Origin of the sequence: Micromonospora sp. NBC_00389 (assembly GCF_036059255.1) — a bacterium.
GTDB lineage: Bacteria > Actinomycetota > Actinomycetes > Mycobacteriales > Micromonosporaceae > Micromonospora.
Window position 1 is genome coordinate 7,273,923 of record NZ_CP107947.1, and the last position, 22,591, is coordinate 7,296,513.

At 71.2% G+C, this 22,591-nt stretch carries 19 protein-coding genes, 1 tRNA gene and 1 pseudogene; 6 read left to right on the forward strand and 15 right to left on the reverse strand.

Annotated elements, in window-relative coordinates; all coding sequences use genetic code 11:
- Nucleotides 1-25 precede the first annotated feature (25 nt).
- The 7 genes from OG470_RS34320 to OG470_RS34350 all read right to left on the reverse strand — a co-directional run bounded on the left by OG470_RS34320 (nucleotide 26) and on the right by OG470_RS34350 (nucleotide 7,298).
- The gene (locus tag OG470_RS34320) at nucleotides 26-739 is read right to left on the reverse strand and encodes an ABC transporter ATP-binding protein (protein WP_328418794.1); all 714 of its coding nucleotides are present in this window, start codon (nucleotides 737-739) and stop codon (nucleotides 26-28) included.
- Nucleotides 726-1,667, reverse strand: coding sequence for an ABC transporter ATP-binding protein (locus tag OG470_RS34325; RefSeq protein WP_328418795.1), 942 nt, complete (start codon nucleotides 1,665-1,667; stop codon nucleotides 726-728). The genes OG470_RS34320 and OG470_RS34325 overlap by 14 nt, the downstream gene beginning before the upstream one ends.
- Nucleotides 1,660-2,817, reverse strand: a complete 1,158-nt coding sequence (locus OG470_RS34330) for a branched-chain amino acid ABC transporter permease (RefSeq protein ID WP_328418796.1) — start codon at nucleotides 2,815-2,817, stop codon at nucleotides 1,660-1,662. The genes OG470_RS34325 and OG470_RS34330 overlap by 8 nt, the downstream gene beginning before the upstream one ends.
- Nucleotides 2,814-3,797, reverse strand: coding sequence for a branched-chain amino acid ABC transporter permease (locus tag OG470_RS34335; RefSeq protein WP_328418797.1), 984 nt, complete (start codon nucleotides 3,795-3,797; stop codon nucleotides 2,814-2,816). The genes OG470_RS34330 and OG470_RS34335 overlap by 4 nt, the downstream gene beginning before the upstream one ends.
- Nucleotides 3,798-3,863: 66 nt before the next feature.
- A complete protein-coding gene (locus OG470_RS34340; RefSeq protein WP_328418798.1) occupies nucleotides 3,864-5,015 on the reverse strand; it encodes a branched-chain amino acid ABC transporter substrate-binding protein in 1,152 nt (383 codons plus the stop codon).
- 366 nt (nucleotides 5,016-5,381) lie between these two features.
- Nucleotides 5,382-6,581: a hypothetical protein gene (locus tag OG470_RS34345; protein ID WP_328418799.1), complete on the reverse strand. Its 1,200-nt coding sequence runs from the start codon at nucleotides 6,579-6,581 to the stop codon at nucleotides 5,382-5,384.
- Nucleotides 6,582-6,677: 96 nt separating this feature from the next.
- The gene (locus OG470_RS34350) at nucleotides 6,678-7,298 is read right to left on the reverse strand and encodes an ANTAR domain-containing response regulator (RefSeq protein ID WP_089019813.1); all 621 of its coding nucleotides are present in this window, start codon (nucleotides 7,296-7,298) and stop codon (nucleotides 6,678-6,680) included.
- An 82-nt stretch (nucleotides 7,299-7,380) separates the two neighbouring features.
- Here OG470_RS34350 and OG470_RS34355 point away from each other — a divergent pair.
- Nucleotides 7,381-7,463 (forward strand) — tRNA-Leu (locus OG470_RS34355).
- 190 nt (nucleotides 7,464-7,653) lie between these two features.
- Entirely contained in the window at nucleotides 7,654-8,304 is a 651-nt protein-coding gene (locus OG470_RS34360; RefSeq protein WP_328418800.1) for an NAD-dependent epimerase/dehydratase family protein, read from the forward strand.
- Nucleotides 8,305-8,322: 18 nt separating this feature from the next.
- Here OG470_RS34360 and OG470_RS34365 read toward each other — a convergent pair whose 3' ends face one another.
- A complete protein-coding gene (locus OG470_RS34365) occupies nucleotides 8,323-9,501 on the reverse strand; it encodes a trans-sulfuration enzyme family protein (protein ID WP_328418801.1) in 1,179 nt (392 codons plus the stop codon).
- Between the two features lie 83 nt (nucleotides 9,502-9,584).
- Between OG470_RS34365 and OG470_RS34370 the strand changes: the two genes are divergently transcribed.
- Together OG470_RS34370 and OG470_RS34375 are read left to right on the forward strand one after the other, a co-directional pair.
- Nucleotides 9,585-10,064 (forward strand): Lrp/AsnC family transcriptional regulator, encoded by a 480-nt coding sequence (locus OG470_RS34370; RefSeq protein ID WP_328418802.1) that lies wholly within the window; start codon nucleotides 9,585-9,587, stop codon nucleotides 10,062-10,064.
- Between the two features lie 80 nt (nucleotides 10,065-10,144).
- Nucleotides 10,145-11,155 (forward strand): LLM class flavin-dependent oxidoreductase, encoded by a 1,011-nt coding sequence (locus OG470_RS34375; RefSeq protein WP_328418803.1) that lies wholly within the window; start codon nucleotides 10,145-10,147, stop codon nucleotides 11,153-11,155.
- A 199-nt stretch (nucleotides 11,156-11,354) separates the two neighbouring features.
- Here OG470_RS34375 and OG470_RS34380 read toward each other — a convergent pair.
- Nucleotides 11,355-13,572, reverse strand: a pseudogene (locus tag OG470_RS34380) (rhamnogalacturonan lyase family protein).
- A gap of 255 nt (nucleotides 13,573-13,827) precedes the next feature.
- On the opposite strand from OG470_RS34380, the gene OG470_RS34385 reads away from it, so the two are divergent.
- Nucleotides 13,828-15,264 carry a pyridoxal-dependent decarboxylase gene (locus tag OG470_RS34385; protein WP_328418804.1) on the forward strand — a complete coding sequence of 479 codons (1,437 nt, stop codon included), beginning with the start codon at nucleotides 13,828-13,830 and terminating at the stop codon, nucleotides 15,262-15,264.
- 160 nt (nucleotides 15,265-15,424) lie between these two features.
- Here OG470_RS34385 and OG470_RS34390 read toward each other — a convergent pair whose 3' ends face one another.
- Together OG470_RS34390 and OG470_RS34395 are read right to left on the reverse strand one after the other, a co-directional pair.
- A complete protein-coding gene (locus OG470_RS34390; RefSeq protein WP_328418805.1) occupies nucleotides 15,425-16,384 on the reverse strand; it encodes a sulfite exporter TauE/SafE family protein in 960 nt (319 codons plus the stop codon).
- Nucleotides 16,385-16,560: 176 nt separating this feature from the next.
- A complete protein-coding gene (locus tag OG470_RS34395) occupies nucleotides 16,561-17,025 on the reverse strand; it encodes an RrF2 family transcriptional regulator (RefSeq protein ID WP_328418806.1) in 465 nt (154 codons plus the stop codon).
- 271 nt (nucleotides 17,026-17,296) lie between these two features.
- On the opposite strand from OG470_RS34395, the gene OG470_RS34400 reads away from it, so the two are divergent.
- Nucleotides 17,297-17,965, forward strand: coding sequence for a YceI family protein (locus OG470_RS34400; RefSeq protein ID WP_328418807.1), 669 nt, complete (start codon nucleotides 17,297-17,299; stop codon nucleotides 17,963-17,965).
- Between the two features lie 76 nt (nucleotides 17,966-18,041).
- On the opposite strand, the gene OG470_RS34405 is transcribed toward OG470_RS34400, so the two are convergent.
- The 4 genes from OG470_RS34405 to OG470_RS34420 form a co-directional block, all read right to left on the reverse strand.
- Nucleotides 18,042-18,926 carry an acyl-CoA thioesterase gene (locus OG470_RS34405; RefSeq protein WP_328418808.1) on the reverse strand — a complete coding sequence of 295 codons (885 nt, stop codon included), beginning with the start codon at nucleotides 18,924-18,926 and terminating at the stop codon, nucleotides 18,042-18,044.
- Nucleotides 18,923-20,371: a pyruvate kinase gene (gene pyk, locus OG470_RS34410; protein WP_328418809.1), complete on the reverse strand. Its 1,449-nt coding sequence runs from the start codon at nucleotides 20,369-20,371 to the stop codon at nucleotides 18,923-18,925. Before pyk ends, OG470_RS34405 begins: the two co-directional genes overlap by 4 nt.
- Nucleotides 20,372-20,570: 199 nt before the next feature.
- Nucleotides 20,571-21,953 (reverse strand): FAD-binding oxidoreductase, encoded by a 1,383-nt coding sequence (locus OG470_RS34415; protein WP_328418810.1) that lies wholly within the window; start codon nucleotides 21,951-21,953, stop codon nucleotides 20,571-20,573.
- A 132-nt stretch (nucleotides 21,954-22,085) separates the two neighbouring features.
- Nucleotides 22,086-22,451 carry a YciI family protein gene (locus OG470_RS34420; protein ID WP_328418811.1) on the reverse strand — a complete coding sequence of 122 codons (366 nt, stop codon included), beginning with the start codon at nucleotides 22,449-22,451 and terminating at the stop codon, nucleotides 22,086-22,088.
- Nucleotides 22,452-22,591 lie beyond the last annotated feature (140 nt).

The following is a 22,591-nucleotide window of genomic DNA, read 5'->3' on the forward strand; positions in this document are numbered from 1 at the left end:
GCCGGCCGCTGGTTGGTCGGATGGCTCAGGCCACGCCGAGGTACGCCTCCTTGACCGACGGGTCGTGCAGCAACTCCTGACCGGTCCCTTCCTTCACGATCTGACCGGTCTCCAGCACGTAGCCGCGGTGCGCCCGGGAGAGCGCCTGCTGGGCGTTCTGCTCCACCAGCAGGATCGTGGTGCCCTGCTGGTTGATCTCCGTGATGATGTCGAAGATCTGCCGGATCACCAACGGGGCCAGACCCATCGACGGCTCGTCGAGCAGCAGTAGCTTCGGCCGGCTCATCAGCGCCCGGCCGACCGCGAGCATCTGCTGCTCGCCGCCGGAGAGTGTGCCGCCGGCCTGCTTGCGCCGCTCGGCCAGCCGCGGAAACAGGGTCAGCACCCGGTCCAGGTCGGCGGCGATGCCGGCGGAGTCCCGCCGGGTGTACGCCCCCATGTCCAGGTTCTCCATCACCGTCATACCCGGGAAGATCTGCCGCCCCTCCGGCGACTGACACAGCCCCCGGACCACCCGCAGGTCGGCCCGGAGCTTGCTGATGTCCTCACCGTTGAACGTGATCTTCCCGCTGGCGAGCGCCCGGGTCCCGGAGATGGCCCGCATGGTGGTGGTCTTACCGGCGCCGTTCGCGCCGATCAGGGCCACCACCTCACCCTCGTTGACGCTCAGGCTGATGCCGTGCAGCGCCTCGATCCGGCCGTAGGCAACGGCGACGTTCTCGAGCTCAAGCAGCGTCATCGGCGGGCTCCCCCAGGTATGCGGCGATCACCTTCGGATCGCGGCTGACCTCCGCGGGCGCACCCTCGGCGATCTTGCGGCCGAACTCCAGCACCACGATCCGGTCGGTGACCCCCATGACCAGCCGCATGTCGTGCTCGATGAGCAGGACGGTCAGGCCCTTGTCACGGATCCTGCGAATCAGGGTGAGGAGCTCCTCCTTCTCCGCCGGGTTGAAGCCGGCGGCCGGCTCGTCCAGGCAGATCAGCTTCGGCTCGGTGGCCAGCGCCCGGGCGATCTCCAATCGGCGCTGGTAGCCGTACGGCAGGTTGCGCGCCTCGTCGTTGGCCCGGTCGGCGATCCCGACGAAGCGCAGCAGCTCGAGCGCCTTGGACTCGGCCGCCCGCTCCTCGAGGATGTGCCGGGACAGGCCGAAGATCTTCGCGGCCGACAGGCGCACCTGCTGCCAGGTCCGGACGATCCCGGACGCGGCGGTGACCTGCGGCAGCTCCTCCGGCTTCGGGCGAACCCGGTAGAGCCGGAACAGCGCCCCGGGCACGCTCGTCTTGTGCCGCGAGTCCGTGCCGACCATGACGTTCTCCAGCGCCGTCATCTCCGGGAAGAGACGGATGTTCTGGAACGTCCGGGAGATGCCGAGCTGGCTGATCTGGTGCGGCTTGCGACCGGTCACCTTCTGGCCCCGGAACCGGACGGCCCCGGACGTCGGCTTGTACACCCCGGTCATCACGTTGAAGCTGGTGGTCTTGCCGGCGCCGTTCGGCCCGATGAGGCCGAGGATCTCGCCCTCGTAGATCTGAAAATTGATCTTGTCGAGGGCGACCACACCGCCGAAGCGGAGCGTGACGTCGTCGACCTCGAGCAGTATCGGCCGCGGTCCCGCCTGAGTCGGGATCTTCGGCGCTGCGGTGCTGGTGGTCTGGTCAGACATGAGCTGGTGCCTCCTCTGCCTCCGCCGCGCGGTCCTTCAACTCGCGGGCACGCCGCCGGCTCGGGACAAGGCCCTGCGGACGCAGGATCATCACCAGCACCATGGCCAGACCGAAGACCAACCACCGGTAGTCGGCGAAGTCGCGGAACCGTTCCGGCAGGTACGCCAGCAGCACCGCGCCGAGCGAGACGCCGATCATGTTGCCGGAGCCACCGACGACCACCATGGCGACGAAGAGGATGGACAGGTTCGCGTTGAACTGGGTCGGGTCGATGAACGCGTTCCGGCTGCCGAACAGGAAGCCCGACAGGCCGCCGAGGGCCGCACCGATGGCGAACGCCCAGAGCTTGAACTTGAACGGGTACACACCCATCACCGCGGCGGCGTCCTCGTCCTCCCGCACGGCCAGCCATGCCCGGCCGACCCGGCTGTGCTCCAGCCGGCGGACCAGGAAAACCATGATCAGCACGAAGGTGATCGCCAGCCAGTACCAGGGCTTCGCGTCGATCAGACCGAAGACCTTGTTGTCCGCTGACGGCGCACCCTCCGGGCCGGGGATGGCCGAGATGCCCACCGGGCCGTTGGTCAGCCCGGTGGCGTTGCGGGCAACGATCCGGATGATCTCGCCGAAGCCCAGGGTCACGATGGCCAGGTAGTCACCGCGCAGCCGCAGCGTCGGCCAGCCCAGCAGCACCCCGGAGATCATCGTCAGCACGATCGCGATGAACAGGCAGATCGCCCAGGTCACCGCCCAGGTCGCCGGCAGGTCGAACTCCTGCTGGATCCACTTCACCACCGGCGAGTTCACCGAACCGAACAGCGCCACGCTGTACGCCCCGATGGCGAAGAAGCCGATGTAGCCCAGGTCGAGCAGGCCGGCGAGGCCGACCACCACGTTCAGGCCGATCGCGACCAGCACGTAGATGGCGCAGACAAAGAGCACACCCGCCCAGTTGTTACCGCCCTCGATCGAGTCGGTACGCAACCAGGTCAGGCCCGGAACGCCGAGCAGCGGCAGGTAGTAGAGGAACGCCACGAAGGCGGCCAGCCCGAGGGCCTGCTGCCACTTCGTCAGCGCCCGCCAGCGGTCGCCGACCGTGGTCAGCAGGCTCACCCGACGGCGATCAGCGGAGCGAATCTTGTCGATCATGCGCGGGCCCTCCCGAGCGACTCGCCCAACAGACCGGTCGGCCGGAACATCAGCACCACGATCAGCACCACGAAGGCGATGACGTCCTCCCAGTTGGACGCGAAGAGCGTGGCGCCGTAGACCTCGACGATGCCGAGGAAGAGGCCACCCAGCAGCGCGCCGCGCAGGTTACCGATGCCGCCCAGGACCGCGGCGGTGAACGCCTTGAGGCCGAGCACGAAGCCGATGCTGTTCTGGGTGAAGCCGAACCGCATGCTCCACAACAGGGCGGCGGCGCCGGCCATGATCCCACCGAGCACGAAGATCAGCATGATCACGCGCTCCTGGTTGACGCCCATCAGCGCGGCGGTCTCCGGGTTCTGGGCCACCGCCCGCACACCCCGGCCATACCGGGTCCGGTTGATGAACCAGTCCAGCAGCGCCATCATCGCCACGGCCGCGACGAAGACGATCAACTGGATGTTCGTGATCGCCGTGTTGCCGATGGTGAACAGGGTCTCCTGCTGGATGATCGTCGGCATACCGACGATCTGCCGGGGCCGGCCGAACGCCTCCGGCAGCACGCTACCGAGCAGCTTGGGCAGCACCTGACCGAAAAGCTCGACGAAGACCAGCGACAGACCGATCGCGGTGATCAGGAAGATCAGCGGCGGCGCGTTCTTGCGCCGCAACGGCCGGTACGCGATCCGCTCAAGCGCCAGAGCCGTACCGCCCGAGGCGACCGCCGCGACGATCAGACCGAGCACCAGGAACAGGATCGCCTGGCCGACAGGAGGGTTATTTTGCACCCCGAGCTGGGTCCAGAGGATCAGCACCGCGAAGGTACCGACCATGAACACCTCGGAGTGCGCAAAGTTGATCAGACGAAGGACGCCATAGACGAGGGTGTAACCAAGGGCGATCAGGGCGTAGATAGCGCCCTTGGACAGGCCATCGACCGTGTGCTGGCCGAGATGGCCGATCAGTTCATCGAAATGCACCGGGGGTCTCCTTGAATCGAGCGCGGCCGGGGTGAGACACCCCGGCCGCACTCCATTGCCTGGGCGTCAGCTGAGCTTGAGCTCCTGCAGCGGCTCGATAGCCGTGCCCTTGATCTGGTAGGCCCAGATGACGACCTTCGACGGGTCGACGTCACCCTTGGCATCGAACTTGATGTACTTCGACACGCCCTGCTTGTCGTACGCCTTCACGTACGCCAGGATGTCGGCCCGGCTCTTCTTGCCGTCCTTGAAGGCGTCCAGGTAGACCTTGGCGCCGTCGAAGCCCTCCGCACCGTAGGAGCCCGGCGCGATGCCGTACTCCTTCTGGTAGTCGGCGGAGAAGGTGCCGCCGGCCTTGTCAGCCGGGAGGCACGGGCAGGTGATGATCGCGCCCTCGGCACCGCCGGAGGCACCCGCCGGGAACGCCGGGTCGTAGAGACCGTCCGGGCCGACGAACTTGGCCTGGACACCGGCGGCACGCATCTGCTTCACCAGCGGAGCGGCCTCACGGGTGTAACCGCCGTAGAAGACGAAGTCCGCCTGCGCAGACTTGATCTTGGAGATGGTGGCGTCGAACTGCGCCTGCCGCTCCTGGATCTTGTCCTTGTTCACCACCAGCGGGCCGAGCTGCTTGCCCAGCTCCTCGGTGATGCCCGCGCCGTACGCGCTGGCGTCATCGACGAGGAAGACCTTCTGCGCGCTCTGCGTCTTCAGGTAGCTCGCCACCGCACCGGCCTGCGTGCCGTCGTTGCCGACGACGCGGTAGAAGGACGTGTTGCCCTTCTGGGTCAGGTCCGTCCGGGTCGCCGACGGGCTGATCATCGCCAGGCCCGCGGCCTGGTAGATCGGCATCGTGGCGTCCGACTCACCGGAGAAGTGACCACCGATGACACCGAGGAACGAGTTGTCCCCAGCGATCTGGTTCGCGAACGGGGTCGCCACCGCGGGGTCACCCTGGGTGTCGAACTCCTGCATGGTGACCTTGCAGTTCGGGTTCGCCTCGTTGAACTGCTTCACGGCGAGCTTCGCGCCGTTCAGCGACGGGATCACCAGACCCGCGTTGTCACCCGTGAACGCGCCGAAGATCGCGATCTTGCCACCGCAGTCACCGGACGCGGTCCCATCATCGCCTCCACCGGAATCCTGGCAACCAGCCGCGACCACTAGGGTCGCGGCGAGCGCAACGGTACCCAGCGCCCGTACATAGCTTCGCCTCACGGCTTCCTGACCTCCTCCAGATGCGGACGCGGCTGACCCGAAACGACGGCGACAGCAGCAGGCCCGCAATTCCACCCACCCCGCAGGGACTTCCCCTGCGTTACGGCTCGTGATGGCGGAGCGTACCGACACGGCACACCGTCCCGGAAGGCCTGAACGGGGGGTCTGCGAAACCGTTACGAAGACGAGCGCAATCTTGTCGATGTCCGTAACAGGTGAATCCGCCGGTCGGTCCTTAAGCCGGCGTCCGGTCGGAGCTCACCCGCACCCGCCCGGACCGGGATCCCCCTGGCGAAAAGCCCCCTGACCTGCGGAAACGGCTCGGCACATCCCACCCGGGGCAGAGCGCCGCGCGACCACCGGTGCTCAGGCGCCCACGCCGGCCGCCGACCACAACCCCGCCCGCGTGCCGTCGTCCGCCGCCAACCACCACCGGTCGCCCACCGCCACCAGCGCCACGTCCCGATCGACCCCCGCCGACACATCAAGCGGCATCGCGGCCTCCCGCCACGACCCGCCGCGATCGGCCGAGACCCACACCGAGTGCCGGGCACCGTCGGTCACGGCGGCGACCAGCCGATCCCCGGCGGCGACCAGCGAGGCCACCCCGGGCACCCCGGCCCCGGCCCGCCGGCCGAACGTCCCGGCGGCCACCCAGCCCGACGCCTCCTGCCGCCACGCGCCGAACGTCGCCCCGCGCAGCCCGACCGCCACCGGCACCCCGCCGACGAGCGTCACCCGCTGCATCTCCTCGTACTCCGGGCCGCCCGGCAGCACCGTGCGCCGCCACGACCGCCCGTCCGGCGACGACCAGACCGCCGGATCCCGGTCGATCCGGCCGGCCGGCAGCAGGCCACCCACCGCCAGCCAGCCCGGCGGCGCCGCCACGGCGTCGAACGCCCAGGTCACCCCGACCGGGTCGCTGGCCAGCTCCGGTGCGCCCTCCACCAGTGCGAACTCCGCCGCTTCCGGCGAGGACACCCAGGAGGCCGCGCCCGCCGAGCGATTGCCGACGATCAGCCAGCCCGGGGCGCCAGCCGCCAACCGGGACACGTTGACCGCCGTCGGCCCGCCGAACGTCTCGAACGACGCCTGCACCTCGACCAGCGTGCCGTCGGGCAACTGCCGCCAGGTGCTGATCCGCGGATAGCCGTGCGCCCCACCGGTCTTGGCGCCGATCACCGCCGCCCGCCCGTCGCGGCAGGCCACCGACGAGAGCACGTTCTGGCGGCCGTAGAAGGAATCAGCGCGCACCGCCACGACCGTCCAGGTCGTACCGTCCACGCTGGTCCAGGCCGCCGGGCGGGTGCCGCCAGCGGCGTCGACGACACCACCGACCAGGAACCAACGGCCCGCGCAGGCCGCCGCGTCGCGGAGCAGCAGACGGCCTTCGCCACCCGGCGGCGCCGGCACCGTCAGAGGCTGCCACCCCGGCCGGAGCACCGGCGCGGCGGCGGTCGGCCCCACGCTGGTCGACGTCTCGGCGGCCGGATCGGCGGGCCCGTCGCAGCCGGAGAGCAGCAGCACGAAGAGACCGAACACCGCGATGACCCGTCGGACGGACACGCCTCGATGTTATGCCCCGCAGCCGCCGCGCGGTGGCCCCCGATGTGCCGCACGACCGGAACCGATCCGACGGGACAGTCGGGAAGCGGACGCCGATCAGACGGTCGGCTGCGCCACCTCGCCGCCAGCGGTCTCGGCGAGGATCCGCTCGGCGACCTCCTTCATGGTCATCCGGTGGTCCATCGCCGTGCGCTGGATCCACTTGAACGCCTGCGGTTCGGTCATCCCGTACGTGGTCATCAGCGCACCCTTGGCGCGCTCCACCGTCTTGCGGATCTCCAGGCGGTCGGTCAGGCCGGCGACCTCCGCCTCCAGCGCGGCGACCTCCGAGTAGCGCGACAGCGCGATCTCCACCGCCGGGACCAGGTCGCTCTTCTGGAAGGGCTTCACCAGGTACGCCATCGCGCCCGCCGCCCGCGCGCGCTCGACCAGGTCACGCTGGCTGAACGCGGTCAGGATGATCACCGGGGCGATCCGGGCGCCGGCGATCCGCTCGGCGGCGGCCAGCCCGTCCATGATCGGCATCTTGATGTCGAGGATGACCAGGTCGGGCTTCAACTCCTCGGCGAGGCGGACGGCGGTCTCGCCGTCGCCGGCCTCGCCCACCACCTCGTAGCCCTCCTCGACCAGCATCTCGGCGAGGTCCAGCCGGATCAGCGCCTCGTCCTCGGCGATCAGCACCCGCCTGCGCTCGGCATCCGTCGGCGTCTCGGCCACCAGCCCTACCCCCACCATCGTTCCTGCACGGCTACCACCCATGCTCCCGCAGAAGCGTAGTCGGGTACAGTAAGCGGCACTCGCCGGGATGGTGGAACGGCATACACGGAAGTCTCAAACACTTCTGCCCGAAAGGGCTTGCGGGTTCGAATCCCGCTCCCGGCACCCACCTCAGACGCGGGCTCGAGCCCGCGTCCACCGCGCTCGCCGCCACCACATCCGGTCGGCAGCACGCGTACTCTCATCCGTTGCTTCCGCCGATCGCACGGTGTCGACAATCCGACGGACCCCGCCGCCTACGGCTGGCCCGACCGGACCGGCCGGGCGACGAGATCGACGACAGGGGTGCGAACTGATGCGGGTGGTCATCTTCGGCGCGACCGGCATGGTCGGTCAGGGCGTGCTGCGCGAGTGCCTGCTCGCCGAGGACGTGCGGGAGGTGCTGACCGTCGGCCGGAAGCCGACCGGGCAGCGGCATCCGAAGCTGCGCGAGCTCGTCGTCGCCGACGTCGGCGAGCTGGACGCGGTGCGCGCCGAACTGACCGGCGTCGACGCCTGCTTCTACTGCCTCGGCGTCTCCTCGTTGGGCCTCGACGAGGCCGCGTACACCAAGATCAGCTATGACTATCCGCTCGCGGCGGCGCGGCTGCTGGCGGAGGTGAGCCCGAGCGTCACCTTCGTCTACGTCTCCGGCGTCGGCACCGACTCCACCGGGCGGGGCCGGGTGATGTGGGCGCGGGTCAAGGGCCGCACCGAAAACGCGGTCCGCGATCTCCTGCCCAACGGCTACGCGGCCCGGCCGGGCTTCATCCAGCCGACGCACGGCGCCGTGTCACGGACGCGCTGGTACCGGGTGCTCTACGCGGTGACCAGCCCGCTGTTCCCGGTGGTGAGCCGGCTCTTCCCGAACCAGGTGACCAGCACCGACCGACTCGGCCAGGCAATGCTGCGGGTGGCCCGGGAGGGCTCGCCCCGGCGGGTGCTGGCCGGCAAGGACCTGGCCTGAGCCGACCGGCCCGGCCGGTCAGCCGAGGATGTCGAGCGCCTGGGCGAGGTCAGCGCGCAGGTCCTCGGTGTCCTCCAGCCCGACCGAGAGGCGCAGCAGACCGCCGACGGGCTTCGCGTCGCCCTCGACCGGCCGGTGGGTGAGCGAGGCGGGGTGCTGGATCAGGGTGTCCACGCCGCCGAGGGACACCGCGTGGGTGATCAGCCGGCAGGCGCCGGCGACGGCGGCCGCGGCGGGTGCGCCGCCGCGTACCTCGAAGGCGAGCAGGCTGCCGGGGCCGGCCATCTGCCGGCCGACCAACGCCGCCGGGTCGTGCACCGACGGGTGGTACACGCGATGTACGGCCGGGTGGTCGGTGAGCCAGCCGGCGAGCTTCTCGGCGTTGGCCTGCTGGGCGCGGACGCGCAGCGGCAGGGTCTGCAGCCCGCGGTGCAACAGGTAGCCGCCGAGCGGGTGCAGGATCGCGCCGGTGACCGCGCGGACCTGGCGCAGCCGGGCGCCCCACTCCGCGTCGCAGGCGACGACGCCGGCGAGCACGTCGCCGTGCCCGCCGATGCTCTTGGTGGCGCTGTGCAGCACGAGGGCGGCACCGTGCCGGGCCGGCTGTTGCAGCACGGGGGTGGCGACCGTGTTGTCGACCAGCAGCGGGACGTCCCCGGCGGCGGTGGCGACGGCGGCGATGTCCACCAGGTCGAGGGTGGGGTTGGCGGGCGTCTCGACGATGACCAGCGCCGTGTCCGGACGGACGGCGGCGGCGACCTCTTCGGGGCGGGCCCAACTGACGGTGGTGCCGAGCAGCCCGGTGGCCAGCACGTGGTCGGTGCCGCCGTACAGCGGTCGGACGGCGACGACGTGCCGACGGCCGTCCCGGCCGGCGGCGAGCAGGGCGGCGGTGAGGGCGGCCATGCCGCTGGCGAAGGCGACGGCCTGCGCGGTGCCCTCCAGCTCGGCGAGGGCGGTCTCGAAGCGGGCCACGGTGGGGTTCCACAGCCGCTGGTAGACGGAGCCGCCCTCGGCTGGGCGAAGGCCGCCGGTGGCGAGCTGCTCGTAGGCGTTCCCGCCGTCCTCGACCGAGGGCAGCGGGTTGGTGGTGGACAGGTCGATCGGCGGTACGTGCACGCCGAGCGTCCGTAGGTCGTCGCGGCCGGCGTGCACGGCCCGGGTGTCCACCGTCGTCATGGCGGTAGCGTCGAACATCCACCAACTAATGGGCAATAGCCTGGAACATAATTCTGTCCGGTGGGCTGGTTTAGCTGACGGATTCGGGCGAGGATGGCGGGATGCCCCCTGAGCCGAACGATGTGCGGTCCCACCCAACCCTGGACGAGGTGGACCGCGCGATCCTCACCGAGTTGGCCGCGGATGGCCGGCTACCGAACAACGCCCTCGCCGAGCGGGTGGGGGTGGCGCCGTCGACCTGTCTGACCCGCACCCGGGCGCTGCGCGACCGCGGCGCGATCCGCGGCTTCCACGCCGAGGTGGATCCGGCCGCGCTCGGTCTGCCGTTGCAAGCGCTGGTGTCGGTACGGCTGACCGCGCACGAGCGGGCGGCGGTCGACGCGTTCCGGGCCCGGTCGGTGCGGCTGCCCGGGGTGGTGTCGGTGTTCCACGTCGCCGGCGCGGAGGACTACGTGCTGCATGTGCGGGCCGCGTCCGGGGACGCGCTGCGCGACTTCGTGCTGGACCACCTCGCCGTCGATCCGGTGGTGCAGCACACCCAGACCAGCCTGATCTTCGAGCAGGCCCGCGGGATGGGCTGAGCAGCGGCAGGGGCGGTGAATAACCCGACGGATGCCGGCCAAGCGGAACAAAATCGGTCGCCGACGGGTTGGTTGACCCTGTGATCACCGTTCCGTTGTCTGTTCTTGATCTTGCCCCGGTCGCCAAGGGCACCACCGCTGGCGCGGCGCTGCGGGCCACCACCGAGCTGGCCCGCCGCACCGAGGAGCTGGGCTACCACCGGTTCTGGGTGGCCGAGCACCACAACATGCCGGCGATCGCCAGCTCCGCCCCCGCGGTGCTGCTCGCCCACCTGGCCGCGAACACCTCCACGATCCGGCTCGGGTCGGGCGGGGTGATGCTGCCCAACCACGCGCCGCTGGTGGTGGCCGAGCAGTTCGGCACCCTGGAGGCGCTGCACCCTGGCCGGATCGACCTCGGGATCGGCCGGGCGCCGGGCACCGACCAGGTGACCGCGCTGGCCCTGCGCCGCACCATGGAGGGGCTCTCGGCCGAGGGCTTCCCGCGCGAGCTGAACGACCTGATGAACTACTTCAGCGGAGAGCGGCCCGGGCAGATCATCGCCACCCCCGGGCACGGTGAGCAACCGGCGGTCTGGCTGCTCGGCTCCAGCGGCTTCAGCGCCCAACTGGCCGGCCTGCTCGGCCTGCCGTTCTCCTTCGCACACCACTTCAGCTCGGCGAACACGCTGCCGGCGCTCGCGCTCTATCGGCAGAACTTCCGGCCCTCCCAGTGGCTGGACAAGCCGTACGCGATGGTGGCGGTCAACGCCGTCTGCGCGGAGACCGACGAGCGGGCCGAGTGGCTGGCCGGGCCGAGCGCCCTGTCTTTCCTGAAGCTGCGCTCCGGCCGGCCGGAACCTCTCTCCACGCCCGAGGAGGCGGCGGCCTACCCGTACACCGAGATCGAGCGGGAGTTCGTGCTGCAGCGCCGCGATGGTCAGGCGATGGGCTCGCCGGAGACCGTCCGGCGACAGCTGACCGAGTTGCAGGAACGCACCGGTGCGGACGAGCTGATGCTGACCACGCTCGTCTACGACGTGCAGGACCGGGTGCGCTCGTACGAGCTGATCGCCGAGCAGGTGGCGGGCGGTCTACGCCGGGAGGCGTGAAACACGATCTTCATGTCAGCGTCACCGCCCCGACCCGGACGGTGCCTAACGTTGGTGCCGGTGGTGGTACGGCATTTCCGGTCGGGACGGGTCGGGAATGCCGCGGTGTGGCGCACCGGGCCGGAGCTGAGCGGATTCCGCGGCTGCGGCCCGGTGCCTGCCACCCTGGGCGACCCCGCTCGGGGCCGCCAGGATCAGATCAGCGTAGGTAGATGTTCGGGGTGGGCGGGTTGGCCATTCCGTCGCCGATGAAGAACCCCGGGTGCGGCGGCTGGTTGTAGGCGGTGTTCTGCCAGGCGATCGCCACCCGATACTGCGGGTCGTGCATCAGGGTGTGGATCCGGGTGCTGGTCGGGGTGGGCGTGCTGTAGATGCGCAACGCCCGGCTGTCGGTGGTCCGCCAGATCACCTCCTCGCGCCAGTCGCCCAGGATGTCTCCGGAGAGCGCCGGCGTGGACTTGGTGCCGTTGTTGGACGCCACGTCGCTGCCGGTGAGCAGCCGGGTCTCACCGCCGGTGCCGTACTTGTCGATCTTCGTGCCGTCGAGCAGCTCACGCACCGGGTCACCATCCCACCAGGCGAGGAAGTTGGCCGACGACGGCTTACGGCCGACGTTCTGCCCCCTGGTGTTGGCCAGCCCGGTGACCGCGGACGACCACGACTCCGCGCCGGGGCTGCCCGCCCAGATGTCCGCCGAGACTCCCCGACCGTTGTCGCCCGAGGCCGGCGTGGACCAGAGGATCTGACCGGTACGCGCGTCGGCGAACCAGGAACTGGGCTTGCTGGCATCCTCGTCGACCTTGAACACCTCCAGGCCGGAGCGGCTCGGGTCGAGGTCGCCGACGTGCAGCGCGTCGCCGTGCCCGTTGCCCGTCGAGTAGAGCAGCCGACCGTTGTCGTCGATGGTGGCGGCGCCGTAGACGATCTCCTGGCGGCCGTCGACGTCGACGTCGGCGACGGAGAGTTGATGGTTGCCCTGACCGGCCGCGGCGCCGTTGCCGGAGGCGTTCGAGTCGAACGTCCAGCGCTTGCGCAGCGTGCCGTCACGGAAATCCCAGGCCGCGACCACCGCCCGGGTGTAGTAGCCCCGGGCCATGATCAGGGAGGGGCGCTGCCCGTCCAGGTACGCGGTGCCGGCCAGGAACCGGTCCACCCGGTTGCCGTACGAGTCACCCCAGGACGACACGGTGCCGCGCGGCGGGTCGTAGGTGACGGTGGACAGCACGGTGCCGGTCTGCCCGTCGAACATGGTCAGGTACTCCGGGCCGGCCAGCACGTAGCCGCTGGAGTTGCGGTGGTCCGCCGAGGCGGACCCGATCACCTGGCCGGTGCCGGAGCGGGTGCCGTCGGCGGTCTTCATGGCCACCTCGGCGCGCCCGTCGCCGTCGTAGTCGTACACCTGGAACTGGGTGTAGTGGGCGCCGGCGCGGATGTTGCGGCCCAGGTCGACGCGCCACAACCGAGCCCCGGCAAGGGTGTACGCGTCCACGTAGACGACGCCCGTGTAGCCGGACTGGGAGTTGTCCTTGGCGTTCGACGGCTCCCACTTGAGCACGATCTCGTAGCTGCCGTCGCCGTCGAGGTCGCCCAACGGAGGCGTCGCTGGCGCTGTAGGTGTAGCTCTCCCCGCTGGGGGTGCTGCCGCCCGGCGGAACCTGCAACGGCACGTCCAGGTAGCCGGCGCCGAACTGGAGCGCGGGCGCCGACGCGGCCTGCTCGGCGCCGCCCACCACGGCGCGGACGGTGTACGCCGAGCCGACCGCCGCACCGCTGTCGAGGTACGTGGTGGCGCCGGTGATCGGGCTGGCGTTGACCCTGGTGGAGCCCCGGTAGAGGTTGAACGCGACGCCGGAGGTCTCGGTGCCGAGCAGTCGCCAGGAGACCAGGTTGCCACTGCCGGAGCCGACGCTGATCAACCCCCGGTCCAGGTCCTCCATCTGCAGCCCGCCCCCGGCGGGCGGCGGAGTGGTCGGCGGCGGGGTGGTCGGACCGTCGGTGGGCGGCGCGCCGGTGCAGGTGGCGCCGTTGAGCGCGAAGCTGGCCGGGCCGGGGTTGCTGCTGGTCCACGAGCCGTTGAAGCCGAACGCGGCGGTGCCGTTGGTGCCGATGGTGGCGTTGTAGCCGACGTTGTGCGCGGTGACCTGGGCGCCGGACTGGGTGACGGCGGCGTTCCACGCCTGGGTGACCTGCTGGCCGGCGGTGTACGACCAGGTGAGGGCCCAGCCGGTGACCGGGTCGCCGAGGTTGGTGACGGTGACGTTGGCGCCGAAGCCGCCCTGCCACTGGTTGGTGACCTGGTAGTCGACCCGGCAGCTGACGGCGGCGGCCGAGGCGACGACCGTACCGAGGGTGGCGGCCACGACGACTGTCACCGTCGTGCCGGCGAGCAGGATCAGACGATGTCTGGACGGGTGCATGAACTGCCTCCGGGGATCCGGTGGGGTGACCGCTGTGGGTCCACCTGCCCTGCCCGGGAAAGCGCGGTGAACTGGTCCGCCGCGGCGGCGGCGGGCGGCGACCTGATCGGGGATGAACGCCCTGGAACTCACGGATCCGACTCACCGCGCATCGTAAGGCAAGCGCTTTCCACGGCGCAATATCGATGCCCGTTGCTGTATTGATGGCCCGGTGACGTCTTGCCCCGGCGGACGATGCCTGATCAACTCGTCCGGGTGAGCGCCCCACACATGGATCCTGACGAGTTCCGCCGGGCCGGCCACGCCGTGGTCGACTGGATCGCCGACTACTGGGCCACGCTGGAGCAGCGCCCGGTCACCCCGGCCGACCCGCCGGGCACCGTGGCGGCGGCCCTGCCGGTCGCGCCGCCCACCGCCGGCGAGCCGGTCGAGGCGGTCCTCGCCGACCTGGACGCGATCGTCGTACCGGGGCTGACCCACTGGCAGCACCCGGGCTTCTTCGGCTACTTCCCGGCCAACACCTCCGGCCCGAGCGTGCTCGGCGACCTGGTCAGCTCCGGGCTCGGTGTGCAGGGCATGCTCTGGGCCGCCAGCCCGGCCTGCACCGAGCTGGAGACCGTGATGATGGACTGGCTGGCCCAGCTGCTGGACCTGCCGCCACGGTTCCGCTCGACCGGTACCGGTGGCGGGGTGATCCAGGACTCGGCCTCCTCGGCGACCCTGGTGGCCACGCTGGCCGCACTGCACCGGGCCAGCGGGGGCCGCTGGCGCGACACCGGCATCGACCGGCGCTACCGCGCGTACACCTCCACCCACGGGCACTCCTCCATCGAGAAGGCCGTACGGATCGCCGGGCTGGGCGCCGACGGGGTCCGCACGATCGAGGTGGACCCGGACACCCAGGCGCTCCGGCCGGCCGCACTGCGCGCCGCGATCGAGGCCGACCTGGCCACCGGGGACGTGCCCGCCATCGTGGTGGCCACCATCGGCACCACCTCCACCACCGCCGTTGACCCGCTGCCCGAGATCGGCGCGATCTGCGCCGAGTACGGGATCTGGCTGCACGTGGATGCCGCGTACGCGGGCGCCGCCGCCGTCTGCCCCGAGCTGCGCTGGTCGCACGTCGGTCTGGAGTACGCCGACTCGTACTGCTTCGACCCGCACAAGTGGCTGCTCACCGGCTTCGACTGCGACGCGTTCTGGGTGGCCGACCGCGCTGAGCTGGTCGAGGCGCTGACCGTGCTGCCGGAGTTCCTGCGCAACGCGGCCAGCGAGTCCGGCGCGGTGATCGACTACCGGGACTGGCAGGTCCCGCTGGGCCGCCGGTTCCGATCCCTGAAGCTGTGGTTCGTGCTGCGCTGGTACGGCGCCGAGGGGCTGCGGGCACACGTCCGCTCCGGAGTGGCGCTGGCCGCCCGGTTCGCCGACCGGCTCCGGGCCGACGACCGGTTCGAGCTGGCGGCGGCGCACCCGTTCTCGCTGGTCTGCTTCCGGTTACGCGCCGACGACGACGTCAACGCCGAGCTGCTGGCCCGGATGAACCGCACCGGGCGGGTGCACCTGACGCACACCCGGGTGGCCGGCCGGTACACGCTGCGGCTGGCGGTCGGCTCGCCACAGACCACCGAGCGGCACATCGACGAGGCCTGGACGCTGCTGACCTCCACCACCAACGACCTACTCCCCCACTGACCACCCTCCCGCCCCGCCTCCCACCTCCCGCGCGTCGATCATGGAGTTGTGGTGCCTCGCAAAGCGGGCAAGTGATGACATTCTGCCCACCACGACTCCATGATCGACGCGGCCATACCCGCCCTCGCCGTGGAGCGCCTGGGCGATGTTGTCGCGAGGTTCAGCGCGTGGTGGGCGTACCCGTTGTGGCCAGGTCAGCCGGGACTGCGCTGGCGGGTGCTGGGGTGGGAGCGACGTCGGTGGCGGTGACGCGGGCGCGGGCGCGGCGGGTGCGGCGCAGGGCGCGCACGGCGAACACCAGCGCGGCCAGCCAAGCGGCGGTGAGCAGGGCGTAGACCAGGGGCGGCACGGCGCCGCCCAGGTCGCCCGCGCGGATCAGGGTACGGGCGTTGGTCAGCACGATCACGCCACCGACCGCCGCGCCGAGCAGTTGGGCCGGCACGATGCGCACCAGCCAGGCGGCCAGCGGGGCGGCGATGAGCCCGCCGATGAGCAGCGCGGCCACGGTGGGCAGCAGGAATCCCTCGGTGCCCAGCCCGATCAGGAAGCCGATGCTGGCCGCGCCGGCCACCACGAACTCGGCGGTGTCCACCGAGCCGATCACCTTGCGCGGCTCCAGGCGGCCGGAGACCAGCAGCGCCGGGGTGGCCACCGGGCCCCAGCCCCCACCGCCGGTGGCGTCGACGAACCCGGCGACCAGGCCGAGGGGGCCGAGGAAGCGCCCGCGCAGCCGCCCGCCGACCCGGTCGGTACGCAGCGGTCGGGCGAAGCGGACCAGCAGGTACGCGCCGAGCGTGAAGAGGATGCCGGCCATCCACGGCGCGGCCGATTCGGTGGAGATCGAGCTGAGCAGGGTGGCGCCGGCGAACGCGCCGATCGCGCCGGGCAGCGCGATGCGGGTCACCACCCGCCAGTCGACGTTGCCGAACCGCCAGTGCGCCACTCCGGCGGCGAGCGTGGTGCCGATTTCGGCCAGGTGCACCGACGCGGAGGCGGCGGCCGGGGCGACCCCGACGACCAGCAGCAGGGTGGACGACGTCAGCCCGTACGCCATGCCGAGCGAGCCGTCGACCAGCTGCGCGGCAAGCCCGACCAGAGCGAGGACCAGCAGCTTACGCACGAGCGCCCCCTGTCTTTTCGGCATCTCCTATCGACTTGGTCGACAATGCGGCACGGGGTGGCCGGGGTCAAGACCCTGATCGGTGGATGGGATGCCGGCGGTCAGCGTCGGAGCACTGCGGACCGGCCAGGACGGATGGGGTGGGCGGGTGACGTGGCCGGACGGCGGGCCGGCGGTCAGATCCAGGCGCGCGGGTCGGCGACCAGCTCGGTGACCCGTTCGGGCAGCGTGCCCGCGGCCACGTCGGCGACGCTGACCAACTCCAGGATCTCCCGCTCGCTGGCCCGCAACGCGATCCAGACCTCCTGAAGCGCGCGGGCCGGGCCGTGGTAGCCGAGCTGCTCCGGGCGCTGCCCGCGGACGTGCGCGAGCGGCCCGTCGATCACCCGGATCACGTCGGCCAGCGAGATCTCCTCAGCCGGGCGGGCCAGCCAGTAGCCGCCCTCCGGGCCGCGCTGGGCGTGCACGATGCCGCCCCGGCGAAGCTGGAGCAGGATGCTCTCCAGGAACTTCGGCGGGATCTCCTGGGCCCGGGCGATCTGGTCAGCCGTGACCGGCCGGCCCCGCCTGGGGCCACTGGCCGTCGCGGCGAGCTCGGCGGCCGCGCGGAGGGCGTAGTCAACCCGGGCGGAGAGGCGCATGCCGGCAAGGTTAGCCCGCTGCTCCGCCAACCGGGTGGGCGACCCTGGGCCGATCGGCCACGCATCGACGAAAACCCGGTCTGCTCATACCCGTCGCCGGAGGGCTTCGGGAAATGGTGAAGTGCGTCATGAACCACCGTTAGGTGGGGCCCCGACAGCTGCTCCAGAGCGTCCTTATGCTGGGCGTGAAGTACGACTGTCTGACCGTTTGCGCGGGCCCCGGCAGCATATTGATAAACACCCGGGTACAGCTCGGGGGGAAGGCAACACGATGACCGATATCGCGACACGCACCTGGGACGGCATGACCATCCCGGTGGCCGGCACCTATCAGCTCGATCAGGCGCACAAGCGGATCGGTTTCCTGTCCCGGCACATGATGGTGAGCCCGGTGCGCGGCGAGTTCGCCAAGGCGACGGCGCAGCTCTACGTGGCGGAGGATCCCCTGCTCTCCTCGGTGACCGCGACCATCGAGACGGCGAGCATCACCACCGGGAGCACTGACCGGGACACGCACCTGATGAGTGCCGATTTCCTTGACGTGGAACGCTTTCCCACCCTCGAATATCGAAGCACGGGCATCAACTGGAAGGGCAACGAAGACCCGATCTTCCAGTGGGCCCGGCTACGAAACCACCGACTCGGCGGAAGAGGCAGAAGTCACAATGTCCCGCCACAGTCCGAACCCGCTCCGGACCGATTCGTCCTCACCGGCGAGTTGACGGTGAAGGGGATCACCCGCGCGGTCGACCTTCAGGTGAATTTCGGTGGCGCCCGTCGCGATCCGTACGGACAGAACATTTTCGGATTCAGCGCGACAGCGGAAATCAACCGCGAGGACTACGGTCTGCTCTGGAACGTCCTGCTCGAAAGTGGCGGAGTTCTGGTGGGGAAGACCGTGCAGATCGAGATCGCCGGCGAGGCCATCCATCAGCCGTGATGGCTCGCCCAGACAGTCGTCCCCGCCAAGACGCACCCAGGTGCAGGTGCATGCCTGGCGGGGATGACCGACAGCCTCACGCGCCGACGCGGCGCAGCAGACCCTCCTGGACGGCGCTGGCGATCTGCGCGCCGTCGGTGGTGAACATCCGGCCGGTGGCCAGCCCGCGCGCTCCGGACGCCGACGGGCTCCAGCAGTCGTAGAGGAACCACTCGTCGGCGCGGAACGGCCGGTGGAACCAGAGCGCGTGGTCGAGGCTCGCGCCGACGACACCGCCCGGCCCCCACACCTCGCCGTGCATGGAGAGCACCGAGTCCAGCAGGGTGAGGTCGGAGGCGTAGGTGAGCGCGCAGGCGTGCAGCAGCGGGTCGTCCGGCAGCTTGCCGTCGATGCGCATCCACACCCTCTGGTGCGGGTCGGCGGGCCGGTCGCCCGGGCGGACCCAGCCGGGCTCACCGACGTAGCGCACGTCGATCGGACGCGGGATCTGACCCCAGATGCCCAGCCGCTCCGGGTAGCGGGCGAGGCGGTCGGACATCGTCGGCACGTCCTGCGGCGCGGGCACGTCCAGCGGAGACGTGGCCTGGTGGTCCAGACCCTCCTCGGCCCGCTGGAAGGACGCCGACATGAAGAAGATCGGCTTGTCGTGCTGGAGCGCGACCGCGCGGCGGACCGAGAACGACCGACCGTCGCGGATGTTCTCCACCTGGTACTCGATCGGCTCGACCGGGTCGCCGGGGCGGACGAAGTAGCCGTGCAACGAGTGCACGAACCGCTCCGGGTCGACCGTACGGCCGGCGGCGACCAGGGCCTGGCCCGCGACCTGGCCGCCGTACACCCGCTGCGGGCCGACCGGGGGGCTCATCCCCCGGAAGGTCATCTCCCCGATCGGGTCGAGGTCCAGCACTTCCAGCAGCTGGTCCACCGCCGCCTGGCCGACCGCGACCGGGTTGTCGCTCACTGCAGCGCCCGCGCCGACGCCGCGTCGACCAGTGAGCCGAGCTGGTGTACGCGCAGCGTGTTGGTCGAGCCGGGAGTGCCGGGCGGGCTGCCCGCCACGATCACCACGTAGTCACCCGGGTTGGCCCGGTTGAGACCGAGCAGCGCCTGGTCGACCTGACGGAACATGTCATCAGTGTGCTGCACGAACGGCATCAGGAAGGTCTCCACGCCCCAGGTCAGGGCGAGCTGGTCGCGCACCTCGGGGACCGGGGTGAAGGCCAGCAGCGGCAGGTCGCAGTGCAGCCGGGACAACCGCCGGACGGTGTCACCGGTCTGCGAGAAGGCGACCAGTGCCTTGGCGTTGATGGCCCGGGCGATCGACGAGGCGGCCACGGTGAGCGCGCCACCGTGGGTACGCGGGTCGTGCTGCAACCGGGGCACCCCGATCGAGCCGGACTCGGTGGTCATCACGATCTTGGCCATGGTGCTGACGGTCAGCACGGGGTACTTGCCCACGCTGGTCTCGCCGGAGAGCATCACCGCGTCCGCGCCGTCGAGCACCGCGTTGGCCACGTCGGAGGCCTCTGCCCGGGTGGGGCGGGAATTCTCGATCATGGAGTCGAGCATCTGGGTGGCCACGATGACCGGCTTGGCGTTCTCCCGGCAGAGCTGCACGGCCCGCTTCTGCACCAGCGGAACCTCGTCCAGCGGCATCTCGACACCGAGGTCACCGCGGGCGACCATGACGCCGTCGAAGGCGAGCACGATGGCCTCGAGGTGCTCCACCGCCTCCGGCTTCTCGACCTTGGCCAGCACCGGCCGGAACACGCCCTCCTCGGCCATGATGCCGTGCACGAGCTTGATGTCCTCGGCCGAGCGGACGAAGGAGAGGGCGACCAGGTCGACGCCGAGCCCCAGGGCGAAGCGCAGGTCCTCGGCGTCCTTCTCCGACATGGCGGGCACGCTGACCGCCACGTTGGGCAGCGAGACGCCCTTGTTGTTGGAGACCGGGCCACCCTCGGTGACCAGGCAGCGGATGTCGTTGCCGGTGACGTCGGTGACCTCGACGGCGACCCGGCCGTCGTCGATCAGCAGCCGGTCACCGGGCTTCACCTCCTGCGGCAGCTTGCTGTACGTGCAGGAGACCCGATCCTTGGTGCCGATGATCTCGTCGCCGGTGATCACGACCGAGTCGCCGGTGCGCCACTCGTGCGGGCCGTCGGCGAACCGGCCGAGCCGGATCTTGGGACCCTGAAGATCGGCGAGGACGGCCACCGGCTTACCGGCCGCCTCGGACGCCTCCCGGACCAGTCGGTAGACCGCCTCGTGGTCAGCGTGGCTGCCGTGGCTGAAGTTGAGCCTCGCCACGTTCATGCCGGCCTCGACGAGGCCCCGGATGCGCTCCGGGGACGAGGTGGCGGGACCAAGAGTGCAGACGATCTTCGCGCGGCGTGTCACGCCCATCAGGTTAGTCTCTCCTTCAGGTCGGACCCGGGGCCGACCCCTTGCAGGCAGCGGAACGTGTGTCCAACAACGCGCGGTGCGCGTCGGGCCGGCGGGCAGAACCGCACCGGGAACGTTGTGGCGACGGGCATCGGCGACCGCGCGCCGGGAATCGTACGCCTCCGCTGGCACACACCCTCGGGGTGCTCCCGCCGGCGGCTCACCCGGAGTGCACCGTGGGCGGCAGGGTGGGCACCGCGGTGAGCAGGTCACGCGGGTCGTAGCGCCGCTTGGCCCGGCGCAGTCGCGTCCAGTTCGCGCCGTAGGCCAGCCGGACCCGGTCGGTCTCCTCCGGGGCGAGCAGGTTCGGGTAGCCCCCGGGCAGGGCGTGCGGGGCGAGGGCCGCCGAGGTGCGCTCGGCCCAGTCCCGGTGCGGCCCGGCCGCCCCGCCCGGCGGCCACACCGCGATGATCTCGGTCAGCAGGTGATCGGCGCGCAGGCCGAACGCCGTGTCGGCGAGCCGGACCCTGCTGGCCGCGCCGTGGAAGTGGTGCAGGGCCACCGCGGAGAAGGGCGAGCTGACCTTCCGGGCGGCGTCGACCAGCGCGTCCACGGCACCGTCGGCGAGCGTGGGCAGCCAGCGGGTCCGCAGCAGGTAGCGGTTGCCGTCGACCATCCCGCCGTCGAACATCCGCAGCGCGTCCGCGTACGGCAGTGGGCCGACCTGGTCGAGCAGTGGGACGCCCAGCGCCCGCAACCGGTCCACCCAGGGCCGCCCGAGGTCCAGGTCCGGACCGCTGTAGAACGGGCAGACGAAGATCACCGGCTCGCCGGCCGGGCCGGGCAGGAAGCCCGCCATCACGGTGAGCTCGTCCGGGGCCTCGGCGAGCAGCGCGGAGTACCCGCGCAGCACGGCCGGCGCCTCGGCCAGCGCGAACATGATCATGCCGGCGAGGATGGCGGGCAGCCGATGTGCCTGGTAGCGCAGCGCGGTGACCACGCCGAAGTTGCCGCCGCCGCCACGCAGCGCCCAGAACAGCTCGGCGTCGTGCCGGGGGTCGGCGGCGACCCGACGGCCGTCGGCGAGAACCACCTCCGCGCCGATCAGGTTGTCCAGGGCCAGGCCGAACCGGCCGCAGAGCGGGCCGTACCCGCCGGCCAGGGTGAGCCCGGCCATGCCCACGTCGCGAACCACCCCGGTGGGCACCACCAGGTCGTACGGGCGGGTGGCGGTCAGCAGGTCGGCGGCGGTGGCGCCGCCGGCCACGGTCACCGTGGCCGCGTCCGGGTCGACCTGGACCGCGCGCAAACCGGTCAGGTCGAGCACCAGCCCGCCGTCACGCAGCGCCCGACCGGCCCAGTCGTGCCCGCCGGAGCGGACCGACACCGGCAGGTGGCACCGGGCGGCGATGCCGACCGCACCGGCCACCTCCTCGGCGTCCAGGCACCGGGCGACCAGCGCGGGCGCGCGGTCCACGGCGGCGTTCCAGAGGCGGGTGGCGGCGGCGAAACCGGGATCTCCCGGCTCGTGGAGCCGGTCACCGAGCAGGGCGCGCAGCCGGGCGGTGGCCGAGGCGACATCGGGGTTGGCGACGGAGCTCATGGCGACTCCTCGACCGGGGCCGGCCGGTGGTGCCGGGTGCACCCCGACGGCGGTCCTCGGTGGGCGCGACCGTAGCACCGGCGGGCGGCCGACCACCGTCACCATCACGACAGCCGCCGATGGATCGACCGGTCAGCTCTGGGTCTTGACCAGCGGGAACTCCAACGAGCCGGCCGGGCAGAGAAAGGTCAGCACGTCGATGCGGTAGAGCCCGGCCTGCACCGCCGGGTCGGCCTCCAGCACGCTGCGGACGTCGTCGACACTGCCGGTGCGGGCCAGCCCGAAGCCGATCGGCGGCTCCGGGTTGCTGGTGGTCCCGTCGATCGAGCCGGCGACCAGGATGATCCCGCGTCGCTGCAACGCCTGCATGTGCTCGGCGTGCTCGGCCTGCAACCGCTGCACGGTCTCGGAGGGCAGGGCCCGTCCGGCCGCGCCGGGATAGAGCACGATGCACTCGTACGTGTCGAGCGCGAAGTCGACCTGCGGCACTCCCGCCATGGGTGCTCCCTCCGCCGTCGGGCCGGGAACGCGCCGGCCCGGGCCGGCGTCGCCGGCACGCGCCCAGCGTCGCACGCCGGTGGCGGTCGCACCGGTCGCTCCGCTCAACTGGCCCCGGTTGGACCTCCCGCTGACCGCCG

Coding starts and splice junctions, on each gene's coding strand:
- OG470_RS34320 (WP_328418794.1), bottom strand. CDS start 739: ATGACGCTGCTTGAGCTCGAGAACGTCGCCGTTGCCTACGGCCGGATC.
- OG470_RS34325 (WP_328418795.1), bottom strand. CDS start 1,667: ATGTCTGACCAGACCACCAGCACCGCAGCGCCGAAGATCCCGACTCAG.
- OG470_RS34330 (WP_328418796.1), bottom strand. CDS start 2,817: ATGATCGACAAGATTCGCTCCGCTGATCGCCGTCGGGTGAGCCTGCTG.
- OG470_RS34360 (WP_328418800.1), top strand. CDS start 7,654: ATGCGGGTGGTCATCTTCGGCGCGACCGGCATGGTCGGTCAGGGCGTG.
- OG470_RS34365 (WP_328418801.1), bottom strand. CDS start 9,501: ATGTTCGACGCTACCGCCATGACGACGGTGGACACCCGGGCCGTGCAC.
- OG470_RS34370 (WP_328418802.1), top strand. CDS start 9,585: ATGCCCCCTGAGCCGAACGATGTGCGGTCCCACCCAACCCTGGACGAG.
- OG470_RS34395 (WP_328418806.1), bottom strand. CDS start 17,025: ATGCGCCTCTCCGCCCGGGTTGACTACGCCCTCCGCGCGGCCGCCGAG.
- OG470_RS34400 (WP_328418807.1), top strand. CDS start 17,297: ATGACCGATATCGCGACACGCACCTGGGACGGCATGACCATCCCGGTG.
- pyk (WP_328418809.1), bottom strand. CDS start 20,371: ATGGGCGTGACACGCCGCGCGAAGATCGTCTGCACTCTTGGTCCCGCC.
- OG470_RS34415 (WP_328418810.1), bottom strand. CDS start 21,953: ATGAGCTCCGTCGCCAACCCCGATGTCGCCTCGGCCACCGCCCGGCTG.
- OG470_RS34420 (WP_328418811.1), bottom strand. CDS start 22,451: ATGGCGGGAGTGCCGCAGGTCGACTTCGCGCTCGACACGTACGAGTGC.